The following is a 24,655-nucleotide window of genomic DNA, read 5'->3' as shown; positions in this document are numbered from 1 at the left end:
GTACGGGTGCCAGACGTGCGCCTGGTCGAGCTTCAGCAGGTCGTCCACCCGAAGCACATTAGGCGAGGCGCACCGGCAGGGTGTGCAGGCCGCGGATCAGCGTGCTGTCCCGCCACCCCAGCGTCTCCGGTTCGGCGGCGAGCGCCAGGTTCGGGAACCGGGCCAGCAACTGCGTGAGCGCCACGTCGAACTCCAGCCGGGCCAGCGGCGCGCCGAGGCAGAAGTGGATGCCGTGGCCGAACGCCACGTGGCCCTGCGCGGACCGCGTCACGTCGAGCTGGTCGGCGTTCTCGTAGCGCTGCGGGTCCCGGTTCGCGGCGATCAGCGACACCATGAGGATCTCGTCGGCGGGAACGGTGACGCCGCCGAGGTCGAGGGGTTCCAAGGTGTAGCGGAAGGTCGCGACGTTGACGGGCCCTTCCAGCCGCAGGAACTCCTCGGTGCTCGCCGGGATCAGCTCCGGGCGGTCCTTGAGGACCTGCAGCTGGTCCGGGTTCTTCAGCAACGACAGCACCGCGTTGCCGATGAGGTTCACCGTCGTCTCGTGGCCCGCCACGAGCAGCAGGAAGGCCATCGAGATCAGCTCTTCGGTGTTCAGCCGGTCACCGGAGTCGTCGGCGTGCACGAGGGCGGAGAAGAACGTGTCGTTCGGCTCGGCCTCGGCGATGGCCGTGACGTGCTGGAACAGGAAGCCGGCCATCGCGCCCGCGGCGGCCTTGACCTGCTCGGGCGTGCCGAAGGTCAGCAGCTGGTTCGACCACTCGCGGAAGTCGTCGCGGTTGTCGATCGGGATCCCGAGCAGCTCACAGATCACCGTGATGGGCAGCGGGAACGCGAACGCCTCCAGCAGGTCGACCTCGTCGCCGTCGTTGAGCTTCGCGATCAGCTCGGCCGCGATCTCCTGCACGCGCGGGCGCATCAGCTCGATGCGGCGGGCGGTGAACGCCTTGGTCACGAGCTTGCGCAGCCGGGTGTGGTCCGGCGGGTCCATGTTGAGCATGTGGACGGAGAGCGTGGGCTCGATCTCGCGGCGCACGTGCGTCTGGGTGGCGTGCTTGACCATCAGGTGGCCGCCGGTCTGGACGTTCTTGCTGACCCTCGGGTCGGTGAGAGCGATCTTCGCCTCGTCGTACCGAGTGACGAGCCAGGCCTTGAGGCCGTGCGGCAGGATCACTTCCCGCGCCGGCCCTTCGGCACGTAACAGGTCATGCACCTCGTGCGGGTTCTGGATGTAGTCGGCGGGCAACCGGGTGAGTGTCGTCACCTCACCCAGTTAACCCCGTTCACTCAACCCTCGCCACTGTTTCTCCGGCGGCCGTCCTCTAGCGGTGGATCGTGATGCCGCGGATCGTCTTGAGGTCACCGAAGAGCGACGGCGTGGTGCTGACCCGGAAGTTGCCCACCACCATCATCTCCTTCGACTTGTCGCGCTTCTGCACCTCCAGGTGCACGGCGACCTGGCCCTCGTGCGACTTGAAGACGCTCTTCAGTTCCTCGATCAGCTCGGGCGTCAGCGTCTTGGTCTGCAGCCCGAGGACGAGAGGCGGATCCGCCCCGGGGTTCGCCTCCGCGTCGCTGATGTCGAGCGGGACGACACCGTCACCGAAGATCGCCATCTTGTCCTCGCGCCAGTTCACCCGGCCCTTCACGCACACGGCGGAGTCGAGCTCCAGGTCGTCGCGCAGCACCTCGTAGGACTTCGGGAAGAACAGGACCTCGATGGACGCGTCCAGGTCCTCGATGACCGTGATCGCCCACGGCAGGCCGTTCTTGTTCACCCGGCGCTCGATCGACGAGATCATGCCCGAGACGATCAGCTCGCCCTCCTTGGGCGGGTCGTCGAGCACGACGGCGATCGGCCGCGGCGCGTACTTGCGCAGGATCCGCTCGGCGCCGTCGAGGGGGTGCGAGGACACGTACAGCCCCAGCATCTCCTTCTCCAGGCTGAGCATCTGCTTGCGCGGGTACTCGTCCGTGCCGAACTTGAGGTGCGCCAAAGGAGAGGTGCTGTCGTCCTGGTCGTCGGCGCTGTCGCCGCCGAACAGGTCGAACTGGCCCTCCGCCTCCTTGCGCTTGATCGGGACGACGGCGTCGACCGCGTCCTCGTGCACCTGGATCAGCGAGAGCCTGGGGTGGCCGAACGCGTCGAACGCGCCGGCCTTGATCAGCGACTCGATCACGCGTTTGTTGCAGGCGACGAGCTCGGACTTGTCCATGAAGTCCGTGAAGGACGTGTAGTTGCCCTTCTCCTTGCGGCTCTTGATGATCGACTCGACGACGTTCGCGCCGACGTTGCGGATCGCGCCCAGGCCGAAGCGGATGTCCGTGCCGACCGCACCGAAGCGCAGCGCCGACTCGTTGACGTCCGGCGGGAGGACCTTGATGCCCAGGCGGCGGCACTCGGCGAGGTAGACCGCCGACTTGTCCTTGTTGTCACCGACCGACGTGAGCAGGGCGGCCATGTACTCGGCGCGGAAGTTCGCCTTGAGGTACGCCGTCCAGTACGAGATCAGGCCGTACGCGGCCGCGTGCGACTTGTTGAACGCGTAGCCGGCGAACGGGAGGATCGTGTCCCACAGCGCCTGGATCGCCTCGTCGGAGAAGCCGCGCGGGTCGTTGCGCATGCCCTCGCGGAAGCCCTCGAACTCCTTGGCCAGGACCTCGGCCTTCTTCTTGCCCATGGCCTTGCGGAGCACGTCCGCGCGACCCATGGAGTAGCCCGCGACCTCCTGGGCGATGAACATGATCTGCTCTTGGTAGACGATCAGACCGTGCGTCTCGCCGAGGATCACCTTGAGCGGTTCCTCGAGCTGCGGGTGGATCGGCTTGACTTCCTGACGGCCGTTCTTGCGGTCCGCGTAGTCGTTGTGCGCGTTCACACCCATCGGACCCGGGCGGTACAGCGCGCCGACCGCGACGATGTCCTCGAACGTCGTCGGCTGCATGCGGCGCAGCAGGTCGCGCATCGGCCCGCCGTCCAGCTGGAACACGCCGAGCGTGTCACCGCGGCCGAGCAGCGCGTACGTCTCCGGGTCGTCGAGCGTGAGCTTGTCGAAGTCCGGGACCGCGTCCTTGCCGCGGTTGGCCTCGATGTTCTCGATCGCGTCGCCCATCACCGTGAGGTTGCGCAGCCCGAGGAAGTCCATCTTCAGCAGGCCGATGTTCTCGCACGACGGGTAGTCCCAGCCGGTGATGAACGAGCCGTCGTCGCGGTACCAGAGCGGGATGGACTCCGTGAGCGGGTCCTTCGACATGATCACCGCGCAGGCGTGCACGCCTGCGTTGCGGATCAGGCCCTCGAGACCGAGCGCGGTGTCGAAGATCTCCTTCACCTGCGAGTCGGTCTCCAGCAGCGACCGGACCTCGGCGGCCTCGCCGTAGCGCGGGTGGCTCTTGTTGACGATGCCGTTGAGCGGGATGTCCTTCGCCATGATCGGCGGCGGCAGCGCCTTCGAGATCTTGTCGGCGATCGCGAAGCCCGGCTGACCGTGGTGCACGCGCGCCGAGTCCTTCAACGCGGCCTTCGTCTTGATGGTGCCGAACGTGATCACCTGGGCGACCCTGTCCGTGCCGTACTTCTCGCTGGCGTAGCGGATCATCTCGCCACGACGGCGGTCGTCGAAGTCGATGTCGATGTCGGGCATGGCGGTGCGCTCGGGGTTCAGGAACCGCTCGAACAGCAGGCCGTGCGGGATGGGGTCGATGTTCGTGATGCCCATCGCCCACGACACGGCGGCACCCGCGGCCGAACCACGACCGGGACCTACGCGGATGCCCACGCTGCGGGCGTAGCTGATCAGGTCGGCGACGATCAGGAAGTACGCCGGGAAGCCCTTGTCGATGATGACCTGGGCCTCGAAGTCGCAGCGCTTGATGTACTCCTCGGGAACTTCCTTGCCCGCGAAGCGCCACTCGAGGCCGCGCCGGATCTCCTTGCGGAACCAGGAGGCCTGGTCCTCGCCCTCGGGGACCTCGAAGTTCGGGATGCGGTCCTTGACGGTCCAGATGTCCTCGTAGGACTCGACCATCGACGCGACCAGCAGCGTGTTGTCGCACGCCTCCGGGAGGTCCTTCCAGATCTCCCGCATCTCCTCGGACGACTTCAGGTAGTAGCCGTCGCCGTCGAACTTGAACCGGTTCGGGTCGGTCAGCATCTTGCCGGACTGCACGCAGAGCAACGCGGAGTGCGTGTCCGCCTGGTCCTTGGTGACGTAGTGGCTGTCGTTCGTCGCGAGCGGCGGGATGCCGAGCTTCTTGCTGATCTCCAGCAGGCCGTCGCGGACCCGGCGCTCGATCTCCAGGCCGTGGTCCATCAGCTCGAGGAAGAAGTTCTCCTTGCCGAAGATGTCGCGGTAGTCGGACGCGGCCTGGAACGCCTCGTTGACCTGGCCGAGCCGCAGGCGGGTCTGCACCTCGCCGGACGGGCAGCCGGTCGTCGCGATGATGCCGTCGGCGTGCTGCGAGACGAGCTCGCGGTCCATGCGGGGCTTGTAGTAGTAGCCCGTCTTGCTGGCCTCGGTGTGCAGCCGGAAGAGGTTCCGCAGCCCGTCCGCGTTGCGCGCCCACATGGTCATGTGGGTGTACGCGCCGGCACCGGAGATGTCGTCGCTGCGCTGACCGGGATCGCCCCAGGCGACCGGCTTCTTGTGCAGGCGGTTGTGCGGGGCGAGGTAGGCCTCGATGCCGATGATCGGCTTGATGCCGGTCTTCACCGCGGTTTGGTAGAACTCGTCGGACCCGTACATGTTGCCGTGGTCGCTCATGCCGACAGCGGTCATGCCGAGCCGCCCGGCCTCCTCGAACAGCGGCGCCACCTTGGCCGCACCGTCGAGCATCGAGTACTCGGTGTGCACGTGCAGATGCACAAACGAGTCCGCCACCGGCAACCCCCTTGTATAGCAAGCGTTTTAGCGCGAATGAGGGGAATGGAAGGCCCCTGGCGCTCGTCGAGACTAGCCGACTTGCGCCGGCTCAAGAAGCCGACCCGCCAAGTGCCCCAGGAACTCCCGCCAAGGCGAAAAGGGCCGCATCCTACGCTCTTCGGCTGCCACGATGCGCACGACAGCGCACGTTGCCTTGATCTCGATCCGGTACGCGGTGACACGGTGGTCAGGACCTCCGGGTAGCGTTCTTTTGGTGGTCCCCGATCCCGTAGACGCCCGCCTGCTCGCCGTTCTCGCCGAGTCCGGCCGCGCCGCCGTGCACGAGATCGCCCAGCGCCTGGGCATGGACCCGCGCGAGGCCGCCATGCGCCTGATCACCCTTTCCGGCAGCGGACTCCCGTTGCTCGTCGGTGTGGAGTGCGACCCGAACGGCGTGCGCAGGGCCCTCGCGAACGCCGCCGCCTACGGGAGTTACGCGGGCGGTCCGCCGTCCGGCCCGTACGCGGTGCACCAGAGCGGCCCCCACCCGGTCCAGCAGCAGCCCTACGGCCCGCAGGGCCCGGTCAGCCAGCCGTTCCCCGCGCAGCAGCCGCCGCAGGCCACCTGGGGTCCGCCCCAGACCGCGGGCTGGGTGCGCGCGGACCAGCCGCAGCCCAAGCCCGTCGTGTCACGGACCGGCAAGATCGGCTCGGCGCTGGAGGCGGACAGCCTCGAAGGCGCCCGTCTCAGCATCCAGCTGGTCGAGGTCGTCGACCCGGCCGACTTCCTGTTCACGGCGGCCGGTTACAAGCTCGCCGAGGGCGAACGGTCCGTGGTCGTGCACACCGAGGTGACGAACACCTCGCAGGTCCCCTACACCTCGCTGCCGGACATGTACCTGGTCCTCGTGACCAAGACCGGTGAGACGGTGACGAAGGCGCCCGTCTCGTTGTCCTCCCGGCCCGCGCACAAGCTCGGCGTGGGGCCGGGCGAGACGGCGGGCGGGCACAGCGTGTTCGTGCTGCCGGAGGAGACCCAGGTGATCCAGGTCCGCTGGAGCGTGCGCCCCGAGGTCGACCTGAACACCCTGGTCTGGACCGTCGAGGACTAAGCCAGTACCTCCAGCGCCGCCGCGTGCACGCCCGGCGCGGCCGCCAGGTACTCACGGCTGGTCAGCTCCCACGGCTTGCCGTCGAGATCGGTGACGACTCCGCCTGCCTCCTGCACGAGCAACACGCCTGACGCGTGCGCGCGCACGTTGTCGTGCTGCCAGTGCACGTCCATCCGACCGGCGGCGACCTGGGCGAGCTGGTGCGTGACCGGCACCGAGATCCGCACGTAGAGGGCCTGCTTCGCCATGGCGCTGTAGGAGGCGCCGACCCGGTCGGCCATCTCCGGGCCCTGCCCCGGCTGGGCCTGGCCGGTGCCGGCCAGCGCGCCGTCCAGCGAGGTCTTGTCCGCGACGCTCAGCCGGACGCCGTTCAGGAACGCCCCGCCGCCCTCCGTTGCGGTGAACATCTCGTCGAACAGCGGGAAGTGCACGACCGCGAGCACCGGACGGCCGTCGCGGACCAGGCTCACGCCGATGTTCCAGTCGGTCATGCCCTGGACCGCGTTCATGTTGCCGCCGACCGGGTCGATGAGCCACCACTCGCCGGAGCCCAAGGGGCCGGAGCCGTGTTCGTCGTCGAGCCAGCGCGCCTGCGGGCGGATCTCGGCCAGTTCCGGCCTCAGCAGGTCGACGACGGCGGCGTCGTTGGCTTGGACGGCGCCGACGAGTTCCGCGAGAGAGGACGTGCGGGATTCGGTCGAGTAGCGCTTCGACATCCGCTCTCCGGCACGGCGGACGGCGGCGGTGGTGGCTGCGAGCACGGTTTCCTCCAAGATTGGCTGTTATGCAAGCGGATCTGAACCTGCTGACGGTGCTGGACGCCCTCCTCGAAGAGGGCAGCGTGATGGGGGCGGCGGAACGGCTGCACCTGTCGTCACCCGCGGTCAGCCGCACGCTCGGGCGGATCAGGAAGGTCACCGGCGACGACATCCTCGTGCGGACCGGCCACACGATGACGCCCACGCCGTACGCGCTCGGGATCGCCGACGAGGTGCGCCGGCTGGTGCGGCAGGCCAACGCCGTGCTGGCGCCCAGCCGTGAGCTGGACCTGGCCGAACTGGAGCGCACGTTCACCGTCCAGTGCCACGACGCCCTCGCCTCGTCGGTGGTGCCCGCGCTGATCGGGCGGATCGCGGAGCAGGCACCGGGAGTGCGGCTGCGGGTGCTCGCCGAGCACTCCGCCGACACCGACGACCTGCGGCACGGGCGGGTCGACCTGGAACTCGGCGGTGGCGCGCCCGAACTCCCCGAGTTCCGCTCGGAGACGCTCGGCACCGACCCGCTCGCCGTGGTCATGCGGTCCGGGCACCCGTGCACCGAACTGGACCTGCGCGCGTACGCCGCCTATCCGCACGTGCTGGTCTCACGGCGCGGCCGGCTGACCGCCCCGATCGATGACCTGCTGGCCGCGGAAGGGTTGCGGCGCAGGGTGATCGCGACCGTGGCGACCGTGCACTCGGCCGTGCAGATCGCGGCCGCGAGCGATGCCCTGGTCACCACCACGGCGATCCTGTGCCGGCCGTTGATCGAGGCGTTCGGGCTGGTCACCCACCCGCTGCCGGCCGAGTCGCCGGAAGCGCCGATCAACTGCAACTGGCACCAGCGCTACGACTCCGACCTCGCCCACGCGTGGCTGCGCGACCAGGTGCGCACGGTCGTCGGCGAAGTCCTAAGCCGCTAGCGGCAACGCGACGGCGCCGGGGAAGCGCGGTTCCTCGGCCTCGTCGAGCATCGCGGCGGCGACGGTCTCCCGGCTGACCTCGGCCGAGAGGTCGAACGGCGGCGCGATGTCCAGGCCGACGGTGCGGCCGGGGCCCGCCGGTTCGTCGGTGAGCACCCCGGCGTGGAAGACCGTGCCCCCGGCGGCGAGGACGGCGTTGTCGGCCTCGACCTTGTCCGGGATCCGGTCGCCGAAGAACTTCCACAGCACGGCGGCACCCTCTCCCGCCGCCTCGGCCGACGCGCCCGTTCCGTAGGTGCCGAGCCAGATGATCCGGCGCGGCCCGGCGGCGATCACCGCCTTGGCGCCGTCCGAGAGCACGCCCGCGCGGTCCGTGCCCAGACCCGACAGGACGACGGTGTCCGGGTCGACGACGATCGAGGCCGGATCACCCACGTCGCCGGGGACCTTGTGCAGGTTCGGGTGGTCGAGGGTGATCCGGGCGGGGTCGCGGGCGATCGCCGTGACGGTGTGGCCACGCTCCAACGCCTGGCGGGTGAGGGCGAGACCGGTCCGGCCCGAGGCCGCGAGAATTGTCAGGTGCATGCCGAGAACGCTATTGAGCACACCGGTTAACATCAAGTGCAACGTCGTGAACCGGTGATTTACTCAAACGCAATCAGCCTTCTTCGCGCAGCTTCTCCAGCGACACGAACAGGTCCTCCGGGTACTCGGACGTGTACGAGACCCACTGGCCGTCCGCCGGGTGGTGGAAGCCGAGCTGCCGCGCGTGCAGCCACTGCCGCGTCACCCCGAGCCGCTTGGCCAGCGTCGGGTCGGCCCCGTACGTCAGGTCGCCCACGCACGGGTGGTGCAGCGCCGAGAAGTGCACACGGATCTGGTGCGTGCGCCCGGTCTCCAGGTGGACCTCGACGAACGACGCCGCGCGGAACGCCTCGATGACCTCGTAGTGCGTGATGGACGGCTTGCCGTCCTGCATCACGGCGAACTTGTAGTCGTGCTTGGGGTGCCGGTCGATCGGGGCGTCGATGGTGCCCTTGATCGGGTCCGGGTGGCCCTGCACGATCGCGTGGTAGACCTTGTCGACGGTCCGCTCTTTGAAGGCGTGCTTCAGAGCCGAGTACGCGGACTCGGACTTCGCGACCACCATCACGCCGGTCGTGCCGACGTCGAGCCGGTGCACGACGCCCTGGCGCTCGGCGGCTCCGGACGTGGCGACGCGGTGGCCGCCGGCGAGGAGCCCGCCGACGACGGTCGGCCCGGTCCAGCCCGGCGACGGGTGCACGGCGACCCCGACGGGCTTGTCGACGACGATGATGTCGTCGTCCTCGTGGATGATCTTCAGACCTTCGACGGGGATCGCCTGGACGGTGATCGGCTGCGGCGGTGCCGGCAGCGTGATCTCCAGCATCGATCCGGCCGTGAGCCGGTCGGACTTGCCGACGACCCGGCCGTCGACCAGCACGTCGTCGGCGTCGGCGATGGACGCGACGACGGTGCGGGACAAGCCGAGCAGCTTCGCGAGACCGGCGTCGACGCGCATGCCGTCCAGACCGTCGGGAATGGGCAGCGTTCGGTATCCGCTCACGCGGGGGCCTCGACCTTCTTCTTCTTGCAGAACCTGCTGAAACTACCAGGAGCAGCTACTTCGACTCCTGCAGACCGTCCTGCTCCACGAGGGGCTCTGCCCGCTTGTGGACGGTGCCGTCGTAGTCGTGCTGCAGCAGCGCCAGGATGATGATCGTCACGCCGCCTCCGACGATCGCCATGTCCGCGACGTTGAACACCGGCCACACCTGGCCGTACGGGTCGAACAGCGACAGGAAGTCGACCACGTGGCCGCGCATCGGGCCCGGCTCGCGGAAGAGGCGGTCGGCGAGGTTGCCCACGGCACCGCCCAGCACCAGGCCGAGGCCGACGGCCCAGCCCTGGGAGCGGAGGTTGCGCGAGATCCAGACGATGAACCCGGCGACGCCGAACGCGATCAGCGCGAGGATCCACGTCATGCTCTCCGCCAGGCCGAACGCGGCGCCGGGGTTGCGGACGAACGTCAGGTAGAGCACGCCGCCGAACAGCTTGATCGGGTCGGCGCCCTCGAGGAACGCGACGGACACGACCTTGGTGAGCACGTCGAGGGCCAGCACGCCGCCGGCCAGGAGCCCGAGGATCTTCGTCCTCGGTTCCGGCAGCGAGCCGGAGATCGAACCGGAGATGGAGAACTCGTCGTCGTCCTCCGCCTTCGCGGAGGACTCCGCGGGAGACCCCTCTTCCGCAGAGGCCGGCGACAGCACGGGCGTCGCGACCGTCTCAGGGTCGCTGACCTGCTCTTCCGCCGACCTGTCAGCGACCTCCCCTGAGGCTTTCTCCTCGGCCTTGGACTCGTCACTCACCACGTCATTGTCCACTACAGGGACTACGCGAGGAACGGCGGCAGGGTTCGGTTGTCGTCCTGCGGCACCCAACGGCCGTCGCGCTGCTCGTAGGTCCACTTCGGACCTTCGGTGACCAGGGTGCGCAGCGCGGCGATCAGACGGTCGACGTGCTCGGCCGTCGTGCCGAGGCCGACCGACGCGCGCACGGCACGCTCTTCGTGCGATCCGGCCTGCTTGACCAGGCGTCCCACGATCACGTGCGCGCAGAACGCTCCGTCGCGCACACCGATGCCGTACTCGGCGGACAGCGCCGCCGCGAGGAAGCCCGCGTCGAAGCCGGAGATCGTGAAGCTCACGACGCCGACCTTGTCCGCGTCCTCCAGGATCGCGAGCTCGCGGAAGCCGGGGACGGCGCGCAGGCCGTTCTGCAGGCGCGTCAGCAGTTCCTGCTCGTGCGCGACGGTCTGCTCCCAGTGCCGCGACAGGATCTCGCATGCCGCGGCCAGCGCGTGCACGCCGACGACGTTCGGGCTGCCGGCCTCGTGCCGCTCGGGCACCGCGGACCAGGCGACGCCGAGGCGGTCGCCGTGGTCGGTCACCTTGGACGTGGCGCCGCCGCCCACGAGGTATGGCTGGGCCTGCTGCAACCAGTCCGCGCGGCCGACCAGCACGCCGGCGCCGAAGGGCGCGTAGATCTTGTGGCCGGAGAACGCGATGTAGTCGACGCCCAGCTCACGGGCGTTGATCGGGCGGTGCGGGGCGAGCTGCGCGGCGTCGAGCGCGATGCGCGCGCCATGGCGGCGGGCGACCTTCGCGAGCTCGGCGACCGGCCACAGCTCCCCCGTGACGTTGGACGCCCCGGTGACGATCACGAGCCGAGGGCCGACCGGGGCGGCGGCCAACGCCCGGTCCAGTGCGACAACAGCAGCACCGGACGAAGACGGAGCGGGAACGCGCTGAACGTTCGGACCACGCCACGGCAGCAGCGCAGCGTGGTGCTCGCTGTCGAACAGCACGACGGCGGTGTTCTTGGGAACGCTGCGCGCCAACAGGTTCAGCGAGTCCGTGGTGTTGCGGGTGAAGACGACGGCGTCGGAGGAGTGCGCCCCGACGAACCTGCGGATGCGGTCGCGGGCCTGCTCGTATACGCGGGTCGAGACCTGCGAGGCGAACCCGGCGCCGCGGTGCACGCTGGCGTACCAGGGCAGCAGCTCGTCGACGGCGTCGCGGACCTCCTGAAGACAGGGCGCCGACGCCGCGTGGTCGAGGTTGGCGTAGGTGACGCGCTCTCCGGTGACCAGGGGAACGCGCAGGTCGGAGCCGACGACAGCCGGAACGGAAGTGGTGGTTCCAGGGGTGATCGCGAGCGTCATCGAGCTGCCTCCGAGGCCAGGGGCCCCGTTGTGCGAAGGCCCGCGCTTGACCGGCGCCCCACGCGCCGGACCAGGTCCTCACCAAGGGCACCCCACCGCGGTTGGAGGGTTGCCGGCCAGCAAGCTTGGGCTTGACGCTGGCTCTCATGACCTGCCGACGACGTTAGCGGAGGGTGACACTCCCGTCGACACCCGATTCACATCGTGAGAAGCGTCGGAGACCGACTAATCGCCGGTCTCGCCCTTCCACCTGGCGTAGCGGCCGGCCCTGTCGACGGCACGCACGCGCCGCTCAGCGGCGTCGCGCGACTCTTCCGTGCTGACGATGAGCAACTGGTCGTCCGTCTGCAGCCTCGTCGTCGGTTGTGGCGTGAAACTCTTCCCCGAGCGCACCACGAGGCTGACCGTGGCTCCGGTCGGTAGCCGCAGTTCGGACATGTAGACGCCGTGCAGCTTCGACCCGCGCTGGATGTGCACCTGCAGCAGCTCGGCCCCCAGCTCGTCGAGGGGCGAGGAGTCGACCTGGACCTCCTGCACCTCGCCCGCCTTCACCAGACCGAGGCGTCGCGCCAGGAGCGGCAGCGTCGTGCCCTGCACCACCGTCAGCACGATGACCAGCAGGAACACCACGTCGACCAGTTCACGCGCGCCCTCGACGCCCTGGATCAGGGGAATCAGCGCGAACACGATGGGCACCGCGCCGCGCAACCCCGACCAGGAGAGGAACGCCTGTTCGCGCCACGGCACCTTGAACGGCAGCGAGGCGAGGACCACCGACAGCGGCCGGGCCACGAACGTCAGCACCACACCCGCGACCAGCGCGGGGAACAGCACGTCGAGCAGGCGTGACGGCGAGGCGTAGAGGCCGAGCAGCACGAAGAGGCCGATCTGGGCGAGCCAGCCGAGGCCTTCGGCGAACGAGAGGGTGTCGGCGCGGTGCGGCAGGCGGGCGTTGCCGAGGACCAGCGCGGCGACGTACGTGGCGAGGAACCCGGAGGCGTGCAGCAGGTCGCCGGCCGTGTAGGCGATCACGCACACCGCCACCGTGGCGAGCGGGTACAGACCGGTGGAGGGCAGCGCCGCCCGTCTGAGCCCGGCCCCGCCGAGATACCCGAGCGCCACTCCGACGAGCGCGCCCGCGCCCAGTTCGTAGACCACCAGCAGCGGCGCGGTCCAGGAGATCTGGTCCGACGAGGCCAGCAGCACCACGGCGATGAAGACGGGCGCGTCGTTGAGGCCGGACTCCAGTTCGAGCGCGCCGGTGAGCCGCGCGCCGACGCCCAGCGAGCGCAGGACGCTGAAGACGGCGGCCGCGTCGGTGGACGACAGCACCGCGCCCCACAGCAGCGCCATCCGCCAGTCGAGGCCCAGCAGGAAGTGCAACGCCGTTCCGGTCACCGCCACGCTCACGGCGACGGCCACTGTGGACAGTGCGACGCCCAGCCACAGCGAGGACTTCACCGCGCTCCAGCGGGTGGTGATGCCGCCCTCGGTCAGGATCAGCACCAGCGCCGCGATGCCGAGCGACTGGGTGAGGTCGGCGTCGTCGAACTTGATGCCGACGACGGACTCGCCGAGGACCACGCCGATGCCGAGGTACAGCAGGAGTGAGGGCAGCCCGAGCCGAGTCGACACCCGCACCGCGATCACGGAGATCAGCAGTACGGCCGCGCCGATGCCCAGAACGACCGTGACGTCACCCACCTGGACCATTCTGGTTGATCACCACCGATTCCGACGAATCCGACGATCGCCTCTACCGCGCTCATGCACGGAGGAGCATGTTGATCAGTGGCTCAATCCCTAACCCTGCACGGAGTTGAACCATGAGGATCCTGATCGCGCTGGCGGCCGCCTTGATGGTGACCGGAGCGACCACCGCGCAAGCGTCGGCCCCCGCGGCCCTCGCCGCGCCGAACATCAACGTCGCGAACGTCCAAGCACACCTGAACCAGTTCCAGTCGATCGCCAACGCCAACGGCGGCAACCGCGCACACGGACGACCGGGGTACCTGGCCTCGATCAACTGGGTGAAGAGCAAGCTCGACGCGGCCGGTTTCACCACGCGCGTCCAGTCGTTCACCTACGGCGGCGCCACCGGCTACAACCTGATCGCGGACTACCCCGGTGGCGACCTGAACAACGTCGTCATGCTGGGCGGCCACCTCGACAGCGTCACGGCGGGCCCCGGCATCAACGACAACGGCACGGGCTCCGCGTCGATCCTGGAGGTCGCCCTCCAGATGAAGGCGACGAACTTCCAGCCCACCAAGCACGTGCGGTTCGGCTGGTGGGGCGCGGAGGAACTCGGCCTGCGCGGCTCGCGGGCCTACGTGAGCTCGCTGTCCGCCACCGAGAAGTCGAGGATCAAGGCGTACCTGAACTTCGACATGACCGGCTCGCCGAACCCGGGCTACTTCGTCTACGACGCCGCCGAGCCGCCCACCGTCCCCGGCGCGCTGGCTCTGCAGCAGCGACTGCAGGCGGGCTTCACCTCCATCGGGGTCCAGACCGAGCTCACCAAGGTCAACGGCCGCTCCGACCACGCGGCGTTCGCGCAGGAGGGCATCGCGACCGGCGGCACCTTCACCGGCGCCGAGCAGACCAAGACCACGGCACAGGCGCGGAAGTGGGGCGGCACGGCCGGCCAGGCCTACGACCGCTGCTACCACCGCTCCTGCGACACGACGTCCAACGTCAACGTGACGGCTCTCGACCGCAACGCGGACGTGATCGCCTACGCGTTGTGGGCCACCGCGGCCTGATCTGATCTCTGGGTGAGCACCTGCACGGCCTCGTCGAGCACCGGTTCGACGAGGCCGGGCACCGTCGCCCACATCTGCGCCTGGCCCAGGTAGAGGCTGAACGCGATCAGCGCGCGCTTCTTCGCGTGCTCCTGGTCGAACCCGAGTTGCTCGAACAACTCGGTCAGGTAGCCGATCCGCTTCTCGGTGACGCGCTGGAGGACCGGCGCGATCACCTCGTTGCCCGCGCCCGCCTGCAACGCCATCTCCACCGACCCCTTGCGGGTCTGGTCGAGCACCACGGTGAACAGCGTCCTGAGCTTCTCGTGCGGCGTCCTTCCGGACTCGACCAGCTCGATGACCTTCTCGGTGTGCTCCCGCTCCCACCGCTCGACGGTCGCCTTCAGGAGCGCCTCGCGGTTCGGGAAGTGGTGGTAGACGCTGCCCTTGGTGGCTCCGGCCCGCGCCGCCAGCGGCTCGATCGCGACGGCCTGGAGCCCGCCTTCGGCCAGCGCTCTCAGCGCTATCTCAGTCCAGTCGTCCTGATTCCTCCGCGCCACGCTTCCATACGCTAGCGTACGTTCCAGGAACATACGCCAGCGTATGGAGGGGATTCACATGATCAAGAACGTGCACATCCGCGACCTCGGCGTGCCCGCGGGCCCGTTCATCGAGCGCATCCAGGAACTCTGGCCGCCCACCTGGGGCAAGCAGGAGTTCGACCGGCCGCTGGGAGTCGGCGCCGACGGGGGCCACGGCCCCATCCGCTACCGCTGCACGGAGTTCGTGCCCGGCGACTCGATCACCTTCGAGTTCACCGACATGTCGGGCAGCCACACGCTCTCGGCGTCCGGCACGGTCCTGCGGCACGAGCTGATCGGCCGGTTCGGCCTCGTCGACCGGCTGCGCTGGGCGCTGGCGATCCGGTGGCTGCACGACGCGTGCCTCGAGGACCTGTTCGACGTCTGCGAACGAGCGGCGGGCCGGGAACCCGCCGCACCAGCCCGATGGTCGCCCTGGGTCAGGCTGGTGCGGCGGATGTTCACTCCACGGGCGAACCCCGATCACTCACGGCCCGGTCACTCACAGCGCGCGTGAACCGGCGTGGAGCGCCAGATCGCGGACGGACCGGGAAAGTGCTCCCTCAGAGGAGTTGACCAGGACCGTGCCCGATGCGTTGACGTCGGCCGCGAACTCATCGCGCACCTCCCGTGCAGTCGAGCAGCAACGGGGACGTGCCGGACGTGCCGTAGACGTCGCCCTCGTCGGTCAGCGAGGGGTACGCGGGCACGCCGGGCATCGGACGCGAACCGCTGGGATCCGCCCACAACTCCGTGTCGCCCCAGGTGGTCCTGCCGAGCAGGTGACCGTGGGAGTTCACCGCCAGGACCTCCGCGGCGAAGGCGTACGGTTCGCTCACCGCGCCCGACACGTCCCACCTGACGACCTTCGAATCGGCCACGCCCACGGCGTTGTTCCCGCGCACCGCACGCACCTCGGCGCTGCCGAGCGGGACGACCTCGCCGGACGGGCGGATCCAGTGCGCGATGCCGCCCGACGAGGCCAGCACCGAACCGTCGTCCGCCAAGCCCACCGGCATCCACGACGCGTCCGTGCCCGGAACCCTCTGCGGCACAGCGGAATCCGCCGGCCACACCACCGGCTTGCCGTCCGAACGCCCGAGCACGTCGCCGCGCTCGTTGATGTCCAGGGCCTCGACCCGGTGCTCGCCGGGCAGGCCCTGCAACCCCTGCACCGAGTCCGGCACGCCCGCCCGCCACCGCGCGGCGGCCGGGAACAGTTGCGCGGTCAGGATCACCACACCGGACGAGTTCACGTCCTGCGCCCACGACGGGTTGCGGAAGGAAGACAGCTGGTCGACCAGCTGCCCGTCCTTCCACACCAGCGCCGTGCTGCCGGACATCGACCAGAACGACCCGGTGCCCACGGCGAACGAGCCGGCCGCCGACACCACGCCGTGGCTGCGCACGGCAGGCGGCACCGGCAGTTCGACGTACTCCCACGACGTGCACGCGGCGACCGGATCGGCCGCCGGATCAGCCGACGCGGTGGCGGGCACCACCACACCGGCCGACAGGACCAGTGCGCCCGCCAAGACGCGCCATCCCCCAGTCAGGACCATCGCAACCCCCTTGCTAGTTGGCCTGGTCCGACCGTAGCGAGAGGGTCTGACACTTTGCTCGTACTCACACGACGCGGGGCCGCCGTCCGAAGACGGCGGCCCCGCGGTTCACTCGTGCGGATCAGGCCTTCGCGACGGCGACCTTCACCTTGGCGCCGTCACCGACGGTGCCCTCGGCCGTGCCCTCGCCGAACACCACCGACGTCGTCAGCGTCTCCGCCTGGACGAACGCCAGGTGCGGCTCCACCGCGGCACGCACCGCCTCGGGAAGCTCCAGCGTCAGCGTGATCCGGTCGGACACGTCGAGCTGGGCGTCCTTGCGGGCCTGCTGCACCACGCGCACCAGGTCACGCGCGACACCCTCGGCCTCCAGCTCCGGCGACACCACCGTGTCGAGCACGACGACACCGGCGCCACCGGGCAGTGCGGACGTCGCGGCCGGATCCGTTGCCACCAGGCGCTGTTCGTACTCACCCTCGAACAGCTCGACACCGGCGGCGACGATCCTGCCGTCGACCTCGGACCAGTCACCGGCCTTGACGGCCTTGATGACCTTCTGCACGTTCGGCCCGAGCCGCGGCCCGGCCGCCCGCGCGTTGACGACCAGCTGGAACTGCCCGTAAGCGTCGACGTCCGTGGACAGCGACACCTCCTTGACGTTGACCTCGTCGCGGACGATGCCGGCGTAGTCCTCCAGCAGGCCCGCCACCGGGGACGCCACCGTCAGGCGCGCCAGCGGGAGCCGCACGCGCAGCTTGTTCGCCTTGCGAAGCGACAACGCCGTCGAGCAGACGTCGCGCACCTCGTCCATCGCCGCGACCAGCGCGTCGTCCGCCGGCACGTCCGACACCGACGGGAAGTCCGTCAGGTGCACCGAACGGCCACCGGTCAGCCCGCGCCACACGACCTCGGACGTGTACGGCAGCAACGGCGCCGTGACGCGCGTGACGATCTCCAGCACGGTGTGCAGGGTGTCGATCGCGTCCTGCTCGCCGTCCCAGAACCGCTGCCGCGACCGCCGCACGTACCAGTTCGTCAGCACCTCCAGGTACTCACGCACCAGCTGACACGAACCGGAGATGTCGTAGACGTCCATCGCCGCCTGGACGTCGCGCACCAGGTCGTGCGTCTTCGCCAGCGCGTACCGGTCGAGCACGTTCTTCGAGTCGACCCGCCACGTGCCCTCCTTCCCGGAAGCGTTGGAGTACAACGCGAGGAAGTACCAGGAGTTCCACAACGGCAGCACCGCCTGGCGCACCGCGTCGCGGATGCCGCGCTCGGTCACCACCAGGTCGCCGCCGCGCAGGATCGGCGACGCCATGAGGAACCAGCGCATGGCGTCGGAGCCGTCGCGGTCGAAGACCTCGTTGACGTCCGGGTAGTTCTTCAGCGACTTGGACATCTTCTGGCCGTCGTCACCGAGCACGATGCCGTGCGCCACGCAGTCGCGGAACGCGGGCCGGTCGAACAACGCCGTCGCGAGCACGTGCAGCGTGTAGAACCAGCCACGCGTCTGCCCGTTGTACTCGACGATGAAGTTGCCCGGGTAGTGGTTCTCGAACCAGTCCGCGTTCTCGAACGGGTAGTGCACCTGCGCGAACGACATCGAACCCGACTCGAACCAGCAGTCGAGCACGTCCGGGATGCGCCGCATCACCGACTGGCCGCTCGGGTCGTCCGGGTTCGGCCGCGTCAGCTCGTCGATGAACGGCCGGTGCAGGTTGTCCGGGCGCACGCCGAAGTCACGCTCCAGCTCGTCCAGCGACCCGTACACGTCCGTGCGCGGGAACTCGGGGTTGTCCGAGGTCCACACGGGCAGCGGCGAGCCCCAGTACCGGTTGCGCGAGATGTTCCAGTCACGCGCGTTCTCGAGCCACTTGCCGAACTGGCCGTCCTTGATGTGGCCGGGCACCCAGTTGATCTGCTGGTTGAGCTCGACCATCCGGTCCTTGAACTGCGTGACCGCGACGAACCACGCCGACAGCGCGCGCTGGATCAGCGGGTTCTGGCAGCGCCAGCAGTGCGGGTACGGGTGGTCGTAGGTCTCGTGACGCAGCAGCAGGCCCGCTTCCTTGAGATCGCGGATGATCAGCTTGTTCGCCTCGAAGACGTGCACGCCCTGGTACGGCGCCACCTCCGCGGTGAACTTGCCGTCCGGCCCGACCGGCACGACGACCTCGATGCCCGCCGCGTCCGTCACGACCTTGTCGTCCTCACCGAACGCCGGTGCGATGTGGACGATGCCCGTGCCGTCGTCGGTGGTCACGTAGTCGGCCGTCAGGACCTGGTGCGCGTTCTCGCGGCCCGCGAAGAAGTCGAACGGCGGCAGGTACTTCTTGCCGACGAGGTCCGATCCCTTGTAGCGGGCGACGACCTCGGGTTCCTCACCCAGCTCACGCGCGTACGCCGCGACACGGGCCTCGGCGAGCAGGTACCTGTCCCCGTCGGAGCCCACGACCGTCACGTAGTCGACGTCCGGGTGCACGGCGGCGGCGAGGTTGCTCGGCAGCGTCCACGGCGTCGTCGTCCAGACCAGGGCCTTCTCGCCAGACTCCAGGCGCAGCGCCACCGTGACGGCGGGGTCCTGCCGGTCCCGGTAGGCGTCGTCCATCTTGGTCTCGGTGTTGGACAGCGGCGTCTGGCAACGCCAGCAGTACCAGAGCACCCGGAAGCCCTCGTAGATCAAGCCCTTGTCCCACAAGGCCTTGAACGCCCACATGACGCTTTCCATGTAGTCGAGGTCGAGCGTCTTGTAGTCGTTGTCGAAGTCGACCCAGCGAGCCTGCCGCGTCACGTACTCGCGCCACTGGTCCGTGTACTGCAGCACGGACGTGCGGCACGCCTCGTTGAACTTCTCGATGCCCAGCTCGTCGATCTCGTGCTTCTGCGTGATGCCGAGCTGCTTCTCCGCCTCGTACTCGGCGGGCATGCCGTGCGTGTCCCAGCCGAACCGGCGCTCGACGTGCTTGCCGCGCATCGTCTGGTAGCGCGGCACGACGTCCTTGACGTAGCCGGTCAGCAGGTGCCCGTAGTGCGGCAGGCCGTTCGCGAACGGCGGGCCGTCGTAGAAGACGAACTCGTTCTCGCCGTGCTCGCCGGCCGGGTTGCGGTCGATGCTCGCCTGGAAGGTCTCGTCGTCCTTCCAGTACCCGAGCACGTCCTGCTCGAGGTTCGGAAAGGACGGCTGCGCCGGGACCTCGTTCGCTCCGGCCCTGGGGTAGGCCATCTCCACTGCTCCTCGCGGTCAGATGCGACACGCGAGGACGACACACCGATGTGGCTCGGCCTGCCGCGGTACCACCCCGCTTGCCCGCCACGGGGGCGAGCCTCTCGTTCTTCGGCTGTGACGGGCCGGTCCCGTCCGGTTCTACTGAGATGCTCGCGCATCCGTTCTTCCGGAGGCTCCCCGGTGATGGCCGGATCGGTGCCTGTGAGTTACAGGGTAACCGGAGGCGCAAACCGTATGCTCGGCCGATGACGTTGACCATCGCGTTGTCGATCGTGCTGGCCCTGCTGTTCGTGGCGACGGGCGCGGGCAAGCTGTTCGGCGCGAAGGCGTCACTCGAGGCACGCGACCACTTCCGGATGAACCCGGCGCTGTGGCGCACCATCGGCGCGCTGGAGTGGGCGGGCGCGGCGGGCCTCGTCGTCGGGCTGGTCACCTGGGAGTGGGTGGCGCACGCGGCCACCGCCGGCCTCGGGCTGCTGATGGTCGGTGCCACGATCACGCGCTTGCGGTACGACTCGAAGCCCACCGGTGTCGTCGTGGACCTCGCGCTGCTCGGGTTGCTCGCGTTGCTCCTGTTCCTGGACCGGTGAGGTTCCACCTCTTCGGCCCGCCCGAGGTCCGGCGGGGCACCGCCCTCGTCGACGTGGGTCACGCACGTCAGCTCAGCGTGCTGGCGGTGTTGCTGGTGGACGTCAACCAGGTCGTCGGCGTCGACAAGCTGCTGTCGCGGGTGTGGGGCGATGCGCCGCCGCGGCAGGCGAGAGCCGCGCTCTACAGCTACGTGTCGCGGTTGCGGACGGCGTTGGACGGCATCCCGATCGTGCGCCGCTCCGGCGGGTACGTGCTGGAGACCGACCCCGCGTCGATCGACCTGCACCACTTCCGCTCTCTCGTGGCGCTCGCACGGCCTGCTGAGGCCATGGCGCTCGTGCGCGGCGAACCGTTCGAGGGGCTGCACGGCACGTGGTTCGCCGGTCTTCGCGAGACGCTGGCGGGTGAGGTCGCCGCGGCCGAACTGGACCACACCGACGCGCGCCTGGCCGCAGGCGAGCACATGTCACTGGTCGCGGAACTGACCGGGCGCACGTCCGAACGCCCGCTCGACGAACGGCTTGCGGGACAACTGATGCGTGCGTTGATCGGTGCCGGCCAACGCGCCGAAGCGGTCGGCTACTACTCACGGCTGCGCCATCGGCTCGCGGACGAACTGGGCCTCGACCCCGGCCCCGCGTTGCGCGACCTGCACGCGTCGCTGGTCGAGCGTCCACAATGGAGCCCGCGCCAACTTCCGCCCGCCCCGGCGGATTTCGCCGGCATGGCAGCCGAACTGGCGGCCCTCGACCTGGACGGACCGATCGTCACGATCACCGGTCCGGCCGGGACGGGGAAGACGCGGCTCGCGTTGCACTGGGCGCACGAACACGCCGCCGACTACCCCGACGGCCAGCTGTTCGTGGCGCTCGGCGGCTCCGACCCGGCCGACGTCGTCCGCGAGTTCATCACCGCGCTGGGCACCAGCCCGGACGGCATCCCGCCGGAGCCGCACGCGCAGACAGCGCTCTACCGCACGTTGCTGGCCGACCGGCGGATGCTGATCGTGCTCGACAACGCCGCGGACACCGCACAGGTCGTGCCGCTGCTACCGGGAACACCGCGCTGCCGGGTCGTCGTGACGAGCCGCGAACGCCTGCCGGGCCTCGTCACCGCCCACGGGGCACGCCCGGTCGTGCTCTGAGTGCGCTCTTTCCCTGCTGGGCGCGGGAGTCGCCTCCGCCGGCGAGTAGTCGAGCTTCGTGTTCGACGCCGAGGCCAACGCGTCAAGGCCACGAGCCGGACAACGCGCTCCGCGTGAAGATCAGCTACCGGTGCTGACGTCGGGAGGGGTGGTCGTGTTCCGCCTGCGGAGCAGGACCACTCCGGCCGCCAGGAGTACGAACAGCACAACGCCGCTGATCGGTGCCTTCCAGCGCTCGACGAAGGTCGGCGGAGGCGACGCCTGGCGAACGAAGGCCCGCACCTTGTCCCTCATCGCCGAGTTCTCGGTCAGCACGACTCCACTGGCAGCGCCCGGCACGATCTCCAGCCTGCCGTCCGATGCGGCACCGGCCACCTGACGCGCGTAGTCGGCCATGTGCGTCCTGCCCATGCCGAGTTCCTGGAGATCGATGACGTCGTCCTCCGACGCGGCGATGAACGACGGCACGTGGACCGCCCTGACCCCCGCCACCGCGTCGAGGTCCGTGCCCATCCTCGTGATCGCGAAGGGAGCGAGCAGGATCATGCCCTTCAGACCCCGGATCTTCTCTGCTGTCGCCGCGACCGCGGTGGCGGCGATGCCCGCACCGCCGACCACCGTCGAGGTGGCTCCAAGACGGCCCAGTTCGAGGGCGGCGCTCCTCAGGTCCAGGTCGTAGCGATACGCGCCCGTCGGGATCGGGCCGGAACGCGACTGGTAGAGGAGCACTCGGTAGCCGTCATCCGCGAGCTCTCGCGCCAGTGGCAGCCACGCGCAGACGGACTCGGTTGCACCGGGTGCGAGCAGCACACCGCTCGTCCCACTGCCCAGGACCAGCCCACGCAGCACGACGTGGTCCTCTGTCCTGAAGCTGACCGAGTCATGGCGCAGACCTGCGGGGACGCACCGGTTCAGCTCCGCGTCGGGCTGAGCGGTCGCCGGGGCGACACTGATCAGGACGACTGCGGCGACCAGCACGACACGCAGCACAGATCTCAGCGACATGTGTCGTTCTTAGCGCGCGACTACTCCGTCGGTCCGCGAAACGACGTATTCCAGATCACGCGGTACGGCTTCTGCGCACCAGGACCGCGTCCGGGGTGCACAGCGCACACGGCGTGAACTGCAACTGCCGTGCCTCCTGCACCGGGAGGCCCAGCGTGGGCCTCCCGGCAAGCCAGGAGCACGAACTCAGGTGGTATCGGGGCCGTTCGTCCAGCACCCGCACCTCGTCCACCAGATCGGCCACGACGAGCATGTCCGCCGCGTCGGTGTCCTCTTCCGGTGGTTCCTCGTCAGCGGACGGCGTGTCGGCTACCGCCGGCCCCGCCACCCGTTGATCATCAGCTGCACGTAGTTGATCTACACTCTGCGCGTCGGCAGCGGGGTCCCCCGGCCGTCTCCGCCACCAGTCCCAAGCCAGGACCAGGGCAGCGAGCACGCTCGCGCCCACTGAAGACCACGCCCAGATCGTGTTGGACGTGGCCAGCGCAGGAACGAGCAACCCGAGGGCTGCCAGCACCAGAAGCAGAACTACGAAGAGCACCTAGCGAACAGTAGTTCAGCCGGCTTCGGCGCGTGCGCCGAAGGAGTAGCCCTGGGACCGACCCTCGGACGGAGCGGCGGGGCCGCGGTCCTGGAGGTCGCGCAGGGACGACTCAAGCATCGTCTTCAGTCGCGTGCGGTACTCACGTTCGAACGTCTGCAGCTTGTCGATCTGCTTCTCGAGCGTGTTCTTCTCCTGGGTGATGTTGCCCATCACCTCAGCGTGCTTGCGCTGCGCGTCACGGTCCAGCGCGGTGGCCTTCTCACGGGCCTGCCGCTCCAGCGTCTCGGAACGCGTCCGCGCGTCGTTCAGCATGGTCTCGGCACGCGTGCGCGCCTCGTTGACCATCGTGTCGGCCTTGGCACGGGCCTCGGACAACAGCTGCTCGGACTTCGTGCGCGCCTCGGACAGCATGCCGTCCGCTTCGGCCTTCGCCTCGCCCGTCAGCCGGTCCGCCATCTCCTGGGCAAGGCCCAGGACCTTCGCGGCCTGCACGTGGTGGTCTCCGCCACCACCGGGGGACGTCTGCTCCATGACCGAGGGCGGCGGGACCGGCGCCAGGCGGCGCGGCTCCTCCACCGGCATACGGGTCGTCATGGGGCTGGCAGAAGCCTTCGCTCGCGCGTCGTCGAGGTCGGCACGCGACGTCTCGAGCTGCTGGTCGAGCTGCTCGACCTGCTGACGGAGGTCGTTGTTCTCCTCGATCAAGCGGGCGAGCTCGCCCTCAACCAGGTCGAGGAACGCGTCTACCTCGTCCTCGTTGTAGCCCCGCTTGCCAATCGGCGGCTTGCTGAATGCAACGTTGTGCACATCAGCGGGGGTCAACGGCATCGGATCACCTCTCGCACTCCTGGGCTGCGGTCATCCCATGGTCCCCGTCACCCTGGGATCTGCAAATCGCATCAGAATGATAACGACCAGCCACAGCACAATAATCGATAGGTCCAGCCCGACGCCCCCGATCCGCACAGTCGGGATCACCCGACGGAGCACACGAACCGGTGGGTCGGTGACCGTGTAGACGGTCTCAAGCGTCACGGCTACGCCGCCCGCTGGGCGCCACTCCCTCGCGAACGTCCGCACCATCTCGACCACGACACGCGCGGTCAGGAACAGGGAGAACGCGAACAGGACGTAGAAGAGGACGAGACGAATGGAGAACACAGGTCAACTCTAACCGTGGTTCCCGAACCCGCCCTCGGCCAGCTTCCTGCGGTCCTCCGCCGTGACGTCAACGTTCGGCGGTGAGAGAAGGAACACCCTGCTCGTGATCTTGTCCATGGACCCGCGCAGAGCGAACGCCAGTCCGGCCGAGAAGTCGACGAGACGCTTCGCGTCCGCGTCGTCCATGTCGGTCAGGTTCAAGATCACAGGGGTGCCGTCGCGGTAGTGCTCCCCGATCGTGCGCGCCTCGCTGTAGGTACGGGGGTGAAGCGTGGTGATGCGCGCCAACGGGTTGCCTGCCGGCTCGGCAACCGGGCGCAGCCTGCTCACGGGTTCGCGCTGCGGCTCGACAGCGAGTGCGCCGTGCACGGGTGCATCGGCACTCCAGCGCCGCGTGCCCGGGGGGTTGCCCCCGCGCCGCGACTCGGGCTCGTAGTCGTCCGGCTCGTCGATGTCGGCCCGGTACCCGGAGCCCTGGAGCTCCGACCGGCCCGGTGTGAACACGCGGCTGCGCCGCGGATACGGGTCGTAGTCGTCGGCCTCGGCCGCGTACTCGGACCGGTAGTCGCCGTAGCGGCCGCGGTCGTCGTCGTAGCCGGGGTCGTCTGCGTACTCGGCGGGGACCATCCCGAAGTAGGCCTTCAGCTTGTGCAAAGCGCTCATTCCAGCCCCTCCTCGGCGGTTCCCCACTCTTA

22 protein-coding genes and 1 riboswitch are annotated in these 24,655 nt (G+C 69.1%); of the genes, 6 read left to right on the top strand and 16 right to left on the bottom strand.

Going from position 1 to position 24,655, the window contains the following annotated elements; translation table 11 throughout:
- Positions 1–58: 58 nt before the first annotated feature.
- Positions 59–1,264 carry a cytochrome P450 family protein gene (locus LX88_RS12635; protein WP_258947958.1) on the bottom strand — a complete coding sequence of 402 codons (1,206 nt, stop codon included), beginning with the start codon at positions 1,262–1,264 and terminating at the stop codon, positions 59–61.
- A 58-nt stretch (positions 1,265–1,322) separates the two neighbouring features.
- Positions 1,323–4,835: a DNA polymerase III subunit alpha gene (gene dnaE, locus LX88_RS12630; RefSeq protein ID WP_372511296.1), complete on the bottom strand. Its 3,513-nt coding sequence runs from the start codon at positions 4,833–4,835 to the stop codon at positions 1,323–1,325.
- A 298-nt stretch (positions 4,836–5,133) separates the two neighbouring features.
- On the opposite strand from dnaE, the gene LX88_RS12625 reads away from it, so the two are divergent.
- Positions 5,134–5,973, top strand: a complete 840-nt coding sequence (locus LX88_RS12625) for an Lrp/AsnC family transcriptional regulator (protein ID WP_258947956.1) — start codon at positions 5,134–5,136, stop codon at positions 5,971–5,973.
- On the opposite strand, the gene LX88_RS12620 is transcribed toward LX88_RS12625, so the two are convergent.
- Positions 5,970–6,734 (bottom strand): inositol monophosphatase family protein, encoded by a 765-nt coding sequence (locus tag LX88_RS12620; protein WP_258947955.1) that lies wholly within the window; start codon positions 6,732–6,734, stop codon positions 5,970–5,972. The two genes, LX88_RS12625 and LX88_RS12620, sit on opposite strands and share 4 nt — an antisense overlap.
- Before the next feature lie 23 nt (positions 6,735–6,757).
- Here LX88_RS12620 and LX88_RS12615 point away from each other — a divergent pair, with 23 nt between their 5' ends.
- Positions 6,758–7,654 carry a LysR family transcriptional regulator gene (locus LX88_RS12615; RefSeq protein WP_258947954.1) on the top strand — a complete coding sequence of 299 codons (897 nt, stop codon included), beginning with the start codon at positions 6,758–6,760 and terminating at the stop codon, positions 7,652–7,654.
- Here the strand turns inward: LX88_RS12615 and LX88_RS12610 are convergent.
- From LX88_RS12610 to LX88_RS12590, 5 genes are all read right to left on the bottom strand, one after another.
- A complete protein-coding gene (locus LX88_RS12610; RefSeq protein ID WP_258947953.1) occupies positions 7,643–8,239 on the bottom strand; it encodes an NAD(P)-dependent oxidoreductase in 597 nt (198 codons plus the stop codon). The two genes, LX88_RS12615 and LX88_RS12610, sit on opposite strands and share 12 nt — an antisense overlap.
- 73 nt (positions 8,240–8,312) lie before the next feature.
- On the bottom strand, positions 8,313–9,197 hold the full coding sequence (locus tag LX88_RS12605) for an RluA family pseudouridine synthase (protein WP_090067970.1): 885 nt from the start codon (positions 9,195–9,197) through the stop codon (positions 8,313–8,315).
- Positions 9,198–9,297: 100 nt separating this feature from the next.
- Entirely contained in the window at positions 9,298–10,044 is a 747-nt protein-coding gene (gene lspA, locus LX88_RS12600) for a signal peptidase II (protein ID WP_308203436.1), read from the bottom strand.
- Positions 10,045–10,067: 23 nt separating this feature from the next.
- Positions 10,068–11,399, bottom strand: a complete 1,332-nt coding sequence (locus LX88_RS12595; RefSeq protein ID WP_258947952.1) for an aminotransferase class V-fold PLP-dependent enzyme — start codon at positions 11,397–11,399, stop codon at positions 10,068–10,070.
- A gap of 37 nt (positions 11,400–11,436) precedes the next feature.
- Positions 11,437–11,551, bottom strand: a riboswitch (SAM riboswitch).
- A gap of 73 nt (positions 11,552–11,624) precedes the next feature.
- Positions 11,625–13,112, bottom strand: a complete 1,488-nt coding sequence (locus LX88_RS12590; protein ID WP_307790122.1) for a potassium/proton antiporter — start codon at positions 13,110–13,112, stop codon at positions 11,625–11,627.
- Between the two features lie 113 nt (positions 13,113–13,225).
- Between LX88_RS12590 and LX88_RS12585 the strand changes: the two genes are divergently transcribed.
- Positions 13,226–14,164 carry a M28 family metallopeptidase gene (locus tag LX88_RS12585; protein ID WP_258947950.1) on the top strand — a complete coding sequence of 313 codons (939 nt, stop codon included), beginning with the start codon at positions 13,226–13,228 and terminating at the stop codon, positions 14,162–14,164.
- Here the strand turns inward: LX88_RS12585 and LX88_RS12580 are convergent.
- Positions 14,137–14,703: a TetR/AcrR family transcriptional regulator gene (locus LX88_RS12580; RefSeq protein WP_258947949.1), complete on the bottom strand. Its 567-nt coding sequence runs from the start codon at positions 14,701–14,703 to the stop codon at positions 14,137–14,139. The two genes, LX88_RS12585 and LX88_RS12580, sit on opposite strands and share 28 nt — an antisense overlap.
- A 58-nt stretch (positions 14,704–14,761) precedes the next feature.
- Between LX88_RS12580 and LX88_RS12575 the strand changes: the two genes are divergently transcribed.
- Positions 14,762–15,241 carry an SRPBCC family protein gene (locus LX88_RS12575; protein ID WP_258947948.1) on the top strand — a complete coding sequence of 160 codons (480 nt, stop codon included), beginning with the start codon at positions 14,762–14,764 and terminating at the stop codon, positions 15,239–15,241.
- A 97-nt stretch (positions 15,242–15,338) separates the two neighbouring features.
- On the opposite strand, the gene LX88_RS12570 is transcribed toward LX88_RS12575, so the two are convergent.
- Complete coding sequence (locus LX88_RS12570) at positions 15,339–16,286, bottom strand: hypothetical protein (protein WP_258947947.1); 948 nt, start codon at positions 16,284–16,286, stop codon at positions 15,339–15,341.
- 121 nt (positions 16,287–16,407) lie between these two features.
- Positions 16,408–19,512 carry an isoleucine--tRNA ligase gene (gene ileS / locus LX88_RS12565; protein WP_258947946.1) on the bottom strand — a complete coding sequence of 1,035 codons (3,105 nt, stop codon included), beginning with the start codon at positions 19,510–19,512 and terminating at the stop codon, positions 16,408–16,410.
- Positions 19,513–19,760: 248 nt separating this feature from the next.
- Here ileS and LX88_RS12560 point away from each other — a divergent pair, with 248 nt between their 5' ends.
- Positions 19,761–20,105, top strand: a complete 345-nt coding sequence (locus tag LX88_RS12560) for a DoxX family protein (protein ID WP_258947945.1) — start codon at positions 19,761–19,763, stop codon at positions 20,103–20,105.
- Complete coding sequence (locus LX88_RS44240) at positions 20,102–21,250, top strand: AfsR/SARP family transcriptional regulator (protein ID WP_258947944.1); 1,149 nt, start codon at positions 20,102–20,104, stop codon at positions 21,248–21,250. Before LX88_RS12560 ends, LX88_RS44240 begins: the two co-directional genes overlap by 4 nt.
- A gap of 120 nt (positions 21,251–21,370) precedes the next feature.
- Here the strand turns inward: LX88_RS44240 and LX88_RS12550 are convergent, their stop codons facing one another.
- Genes LX88_RS12550 through LX88_RS12530 form a run of 5 tightly spaced genes read right to left on the bottom strand, consistent with a single transcriptional unit; the run spans position 21,371 to position 24,623 of the window.
- Positions 21,371–22,255 carry an alpha/beta fold hydrolase gene (locus LX88_RS12550; protein ID WP_258947943.1) on the bottom strand — a complete coding sequence of 295 codons (885 nt, stop codon included), beginning with the start codon at positions 22,253–22,255 and terminating at the stop codon, positions 21,371–21,373.
- A 55-nt stretch (positions 22,256–22,310) separates the two neighbouring features.
- Positions 22,311–22,796: a hypothetical protein gene (locus LX88_RS12545; RefSeq protein WP_258947942.1), complete on the bottom strand. Its 486-nt coding sequence runs from the start codon at positions 22,794–22,796 to the stop codon at positions 22,311–22,313.
- Positions 22,797–22,811: 15 nt separating this feature from the next.
- Positions 22,812–23,627, bottom strand: coding sequence for a DivIVA-like cell division protein Wag31 (gene wag31, locus LX88_RS12540; protein ID WP_086669281.1), 816 nt, complete (start codon positions 23,625–23,627; stop codon positions 22,812–22,814).
- A 30-nt stretch (positions 23,628–23,657) separates the two neighbouring features.
- The gene (locus LX88_RS12535; RefSeq protein ID WP_372511295.1) at positions 23,658–23,951 is read right to left on the bottom strand and encodes a YggT family protein; all 294 of its coding nucleotides are present in this window, start codon (positions 23,949–23,951) and stop codon (positions 23,658–23,660) included.
- Positions 23,952–23,969: 18 nt separating this feature from the next.
- Complete coding sequence (locus LX88_RS12530) at positions 23,970–24,623, bottom strand: cell division protein SepF (RefSeq protein ID WP_090067507.1); 654 nt, start codon at positions 24,621–24,623, stop codon at positions 23,970–23,972.
- Positions 24,624–24,655 lie beyond the last annotated feature (32 nt).

The organism is Lentzea californiensis, from assembly GCF_024648825.1.
Classification (GTDB): domain Bacteria; phylum Actinomycetota; class Actinomycetes; order Mycobacteriales; family Pseudonocardiaceae; genus Lentzea; species Lentzea californiensis.
Note: the sequence above shows the minus strand (reverse complement) of the source record. Positions and strands in the feature narration are given on the sequence as shown.

Excerpts from the sequence above, each read along its gene's own strand:
- LX88_RS12585 (WP_258947950.1), top strand. The coding sequence starts at position 13,226 with ATGAGGATCCTGATCGCGCTGGCGGCCGCCTTGATGGTGACCGGAGCG.
- LX88_RS12595 (WP_258947952.1), bottom strand. The coding sequence starts at position 11,399 with ATGACGCTCGCGATCACCCCTGGAACCACCACTTCCGTTCCGGCTGTC.
- LX88_RS12575 (WP_258947948.1), top strand. The coding sequence starts at position 14,762 with ATGATCAAGAACGTGCACATCCGCGACCTCGGCGTGCCCGCGGGCCCG.
- dnaE (WP_372511296.1), bottom strand. The coding sequence starts at position 4,835 with ATGCTCGACGGTGCGGCCAAGGTGGCGCCGCTGTTCGAGGAGGCCGGG.
- LX88_RS12590 (WP_307790122.1), bottom strand. The coding sequence starts at position 13,112 with ATGGTCCAGGTGGGTGACGTCACGGTCGTTCTGGGCATCGGCGCGGCC.
- LX88_RS12605 (WP_090067970.1), bottom strand. The coding sequence starts at position 9,197 with ATGCGCGTCGACGCCGGTCTCGCGAAGCTGCTCGGCTTGTCCCGCACC.
- LX88_RS12550 (WP_258947943.1), bottom strand. The coding sequence starts at position 22,255 with ATGTCGCTGAGATCTGTGCTGCGTGTCGTGCTGGTCGCCGCAGTCGTC.
- LX88_RS12570 (WP_258947947.1), bottom strand. The coding sequence starts at position 16,286 with ATGGTCCTGACTGGGGGATGGCGCGTCTTGGCGGGCGCACTGGTCCTG.
- ileS (WP_258947946.1), bottom strand. The coding sequence starts at position 19,512 with ATGGCCTACCCCAGGGCCGGAGCGAACGAGGTCCCGGCGCAGCCGTCC.
- LX88_RS12530 (WP_090067507.1), bottom strand. The coding sequence starts at position 24,623 with ATGAGCGCTTTGCACAAGCTGAAGGCCTACTTCGGGATGGTCCCCGCC.
- LX88_RS12615 (WP_258947954.1), top strand. The coding sequence starts at position 6,758 with ATGCAAGCGGATCTGAACCTGCTGACGGTGCTGGACGCCCTCCTCGAA.
- wag31 (WP_086669281.1), bottom strand. The coding sequence starts at position 23,627 with ATGCCGTTGACCCCCGCTGATGTGCACAACGTTGCATTCAGCAAGCCG.
- LX88_RS12560 (WP_258947945.1), top strand. The coding sequence starts at position 19,761 with ATGACGTTGACCATCGCGTTGTCGATCGTGCTGGCCCTGCTGTTCGTG.
- LX88_RS12610 (WP_258947953.1), bottom strand. The coding sequence starts at position 8,239 with ATGCACCTGACAATTCTCGCGGCCTCGGGCCGGACCGGTCTCGCCCTC.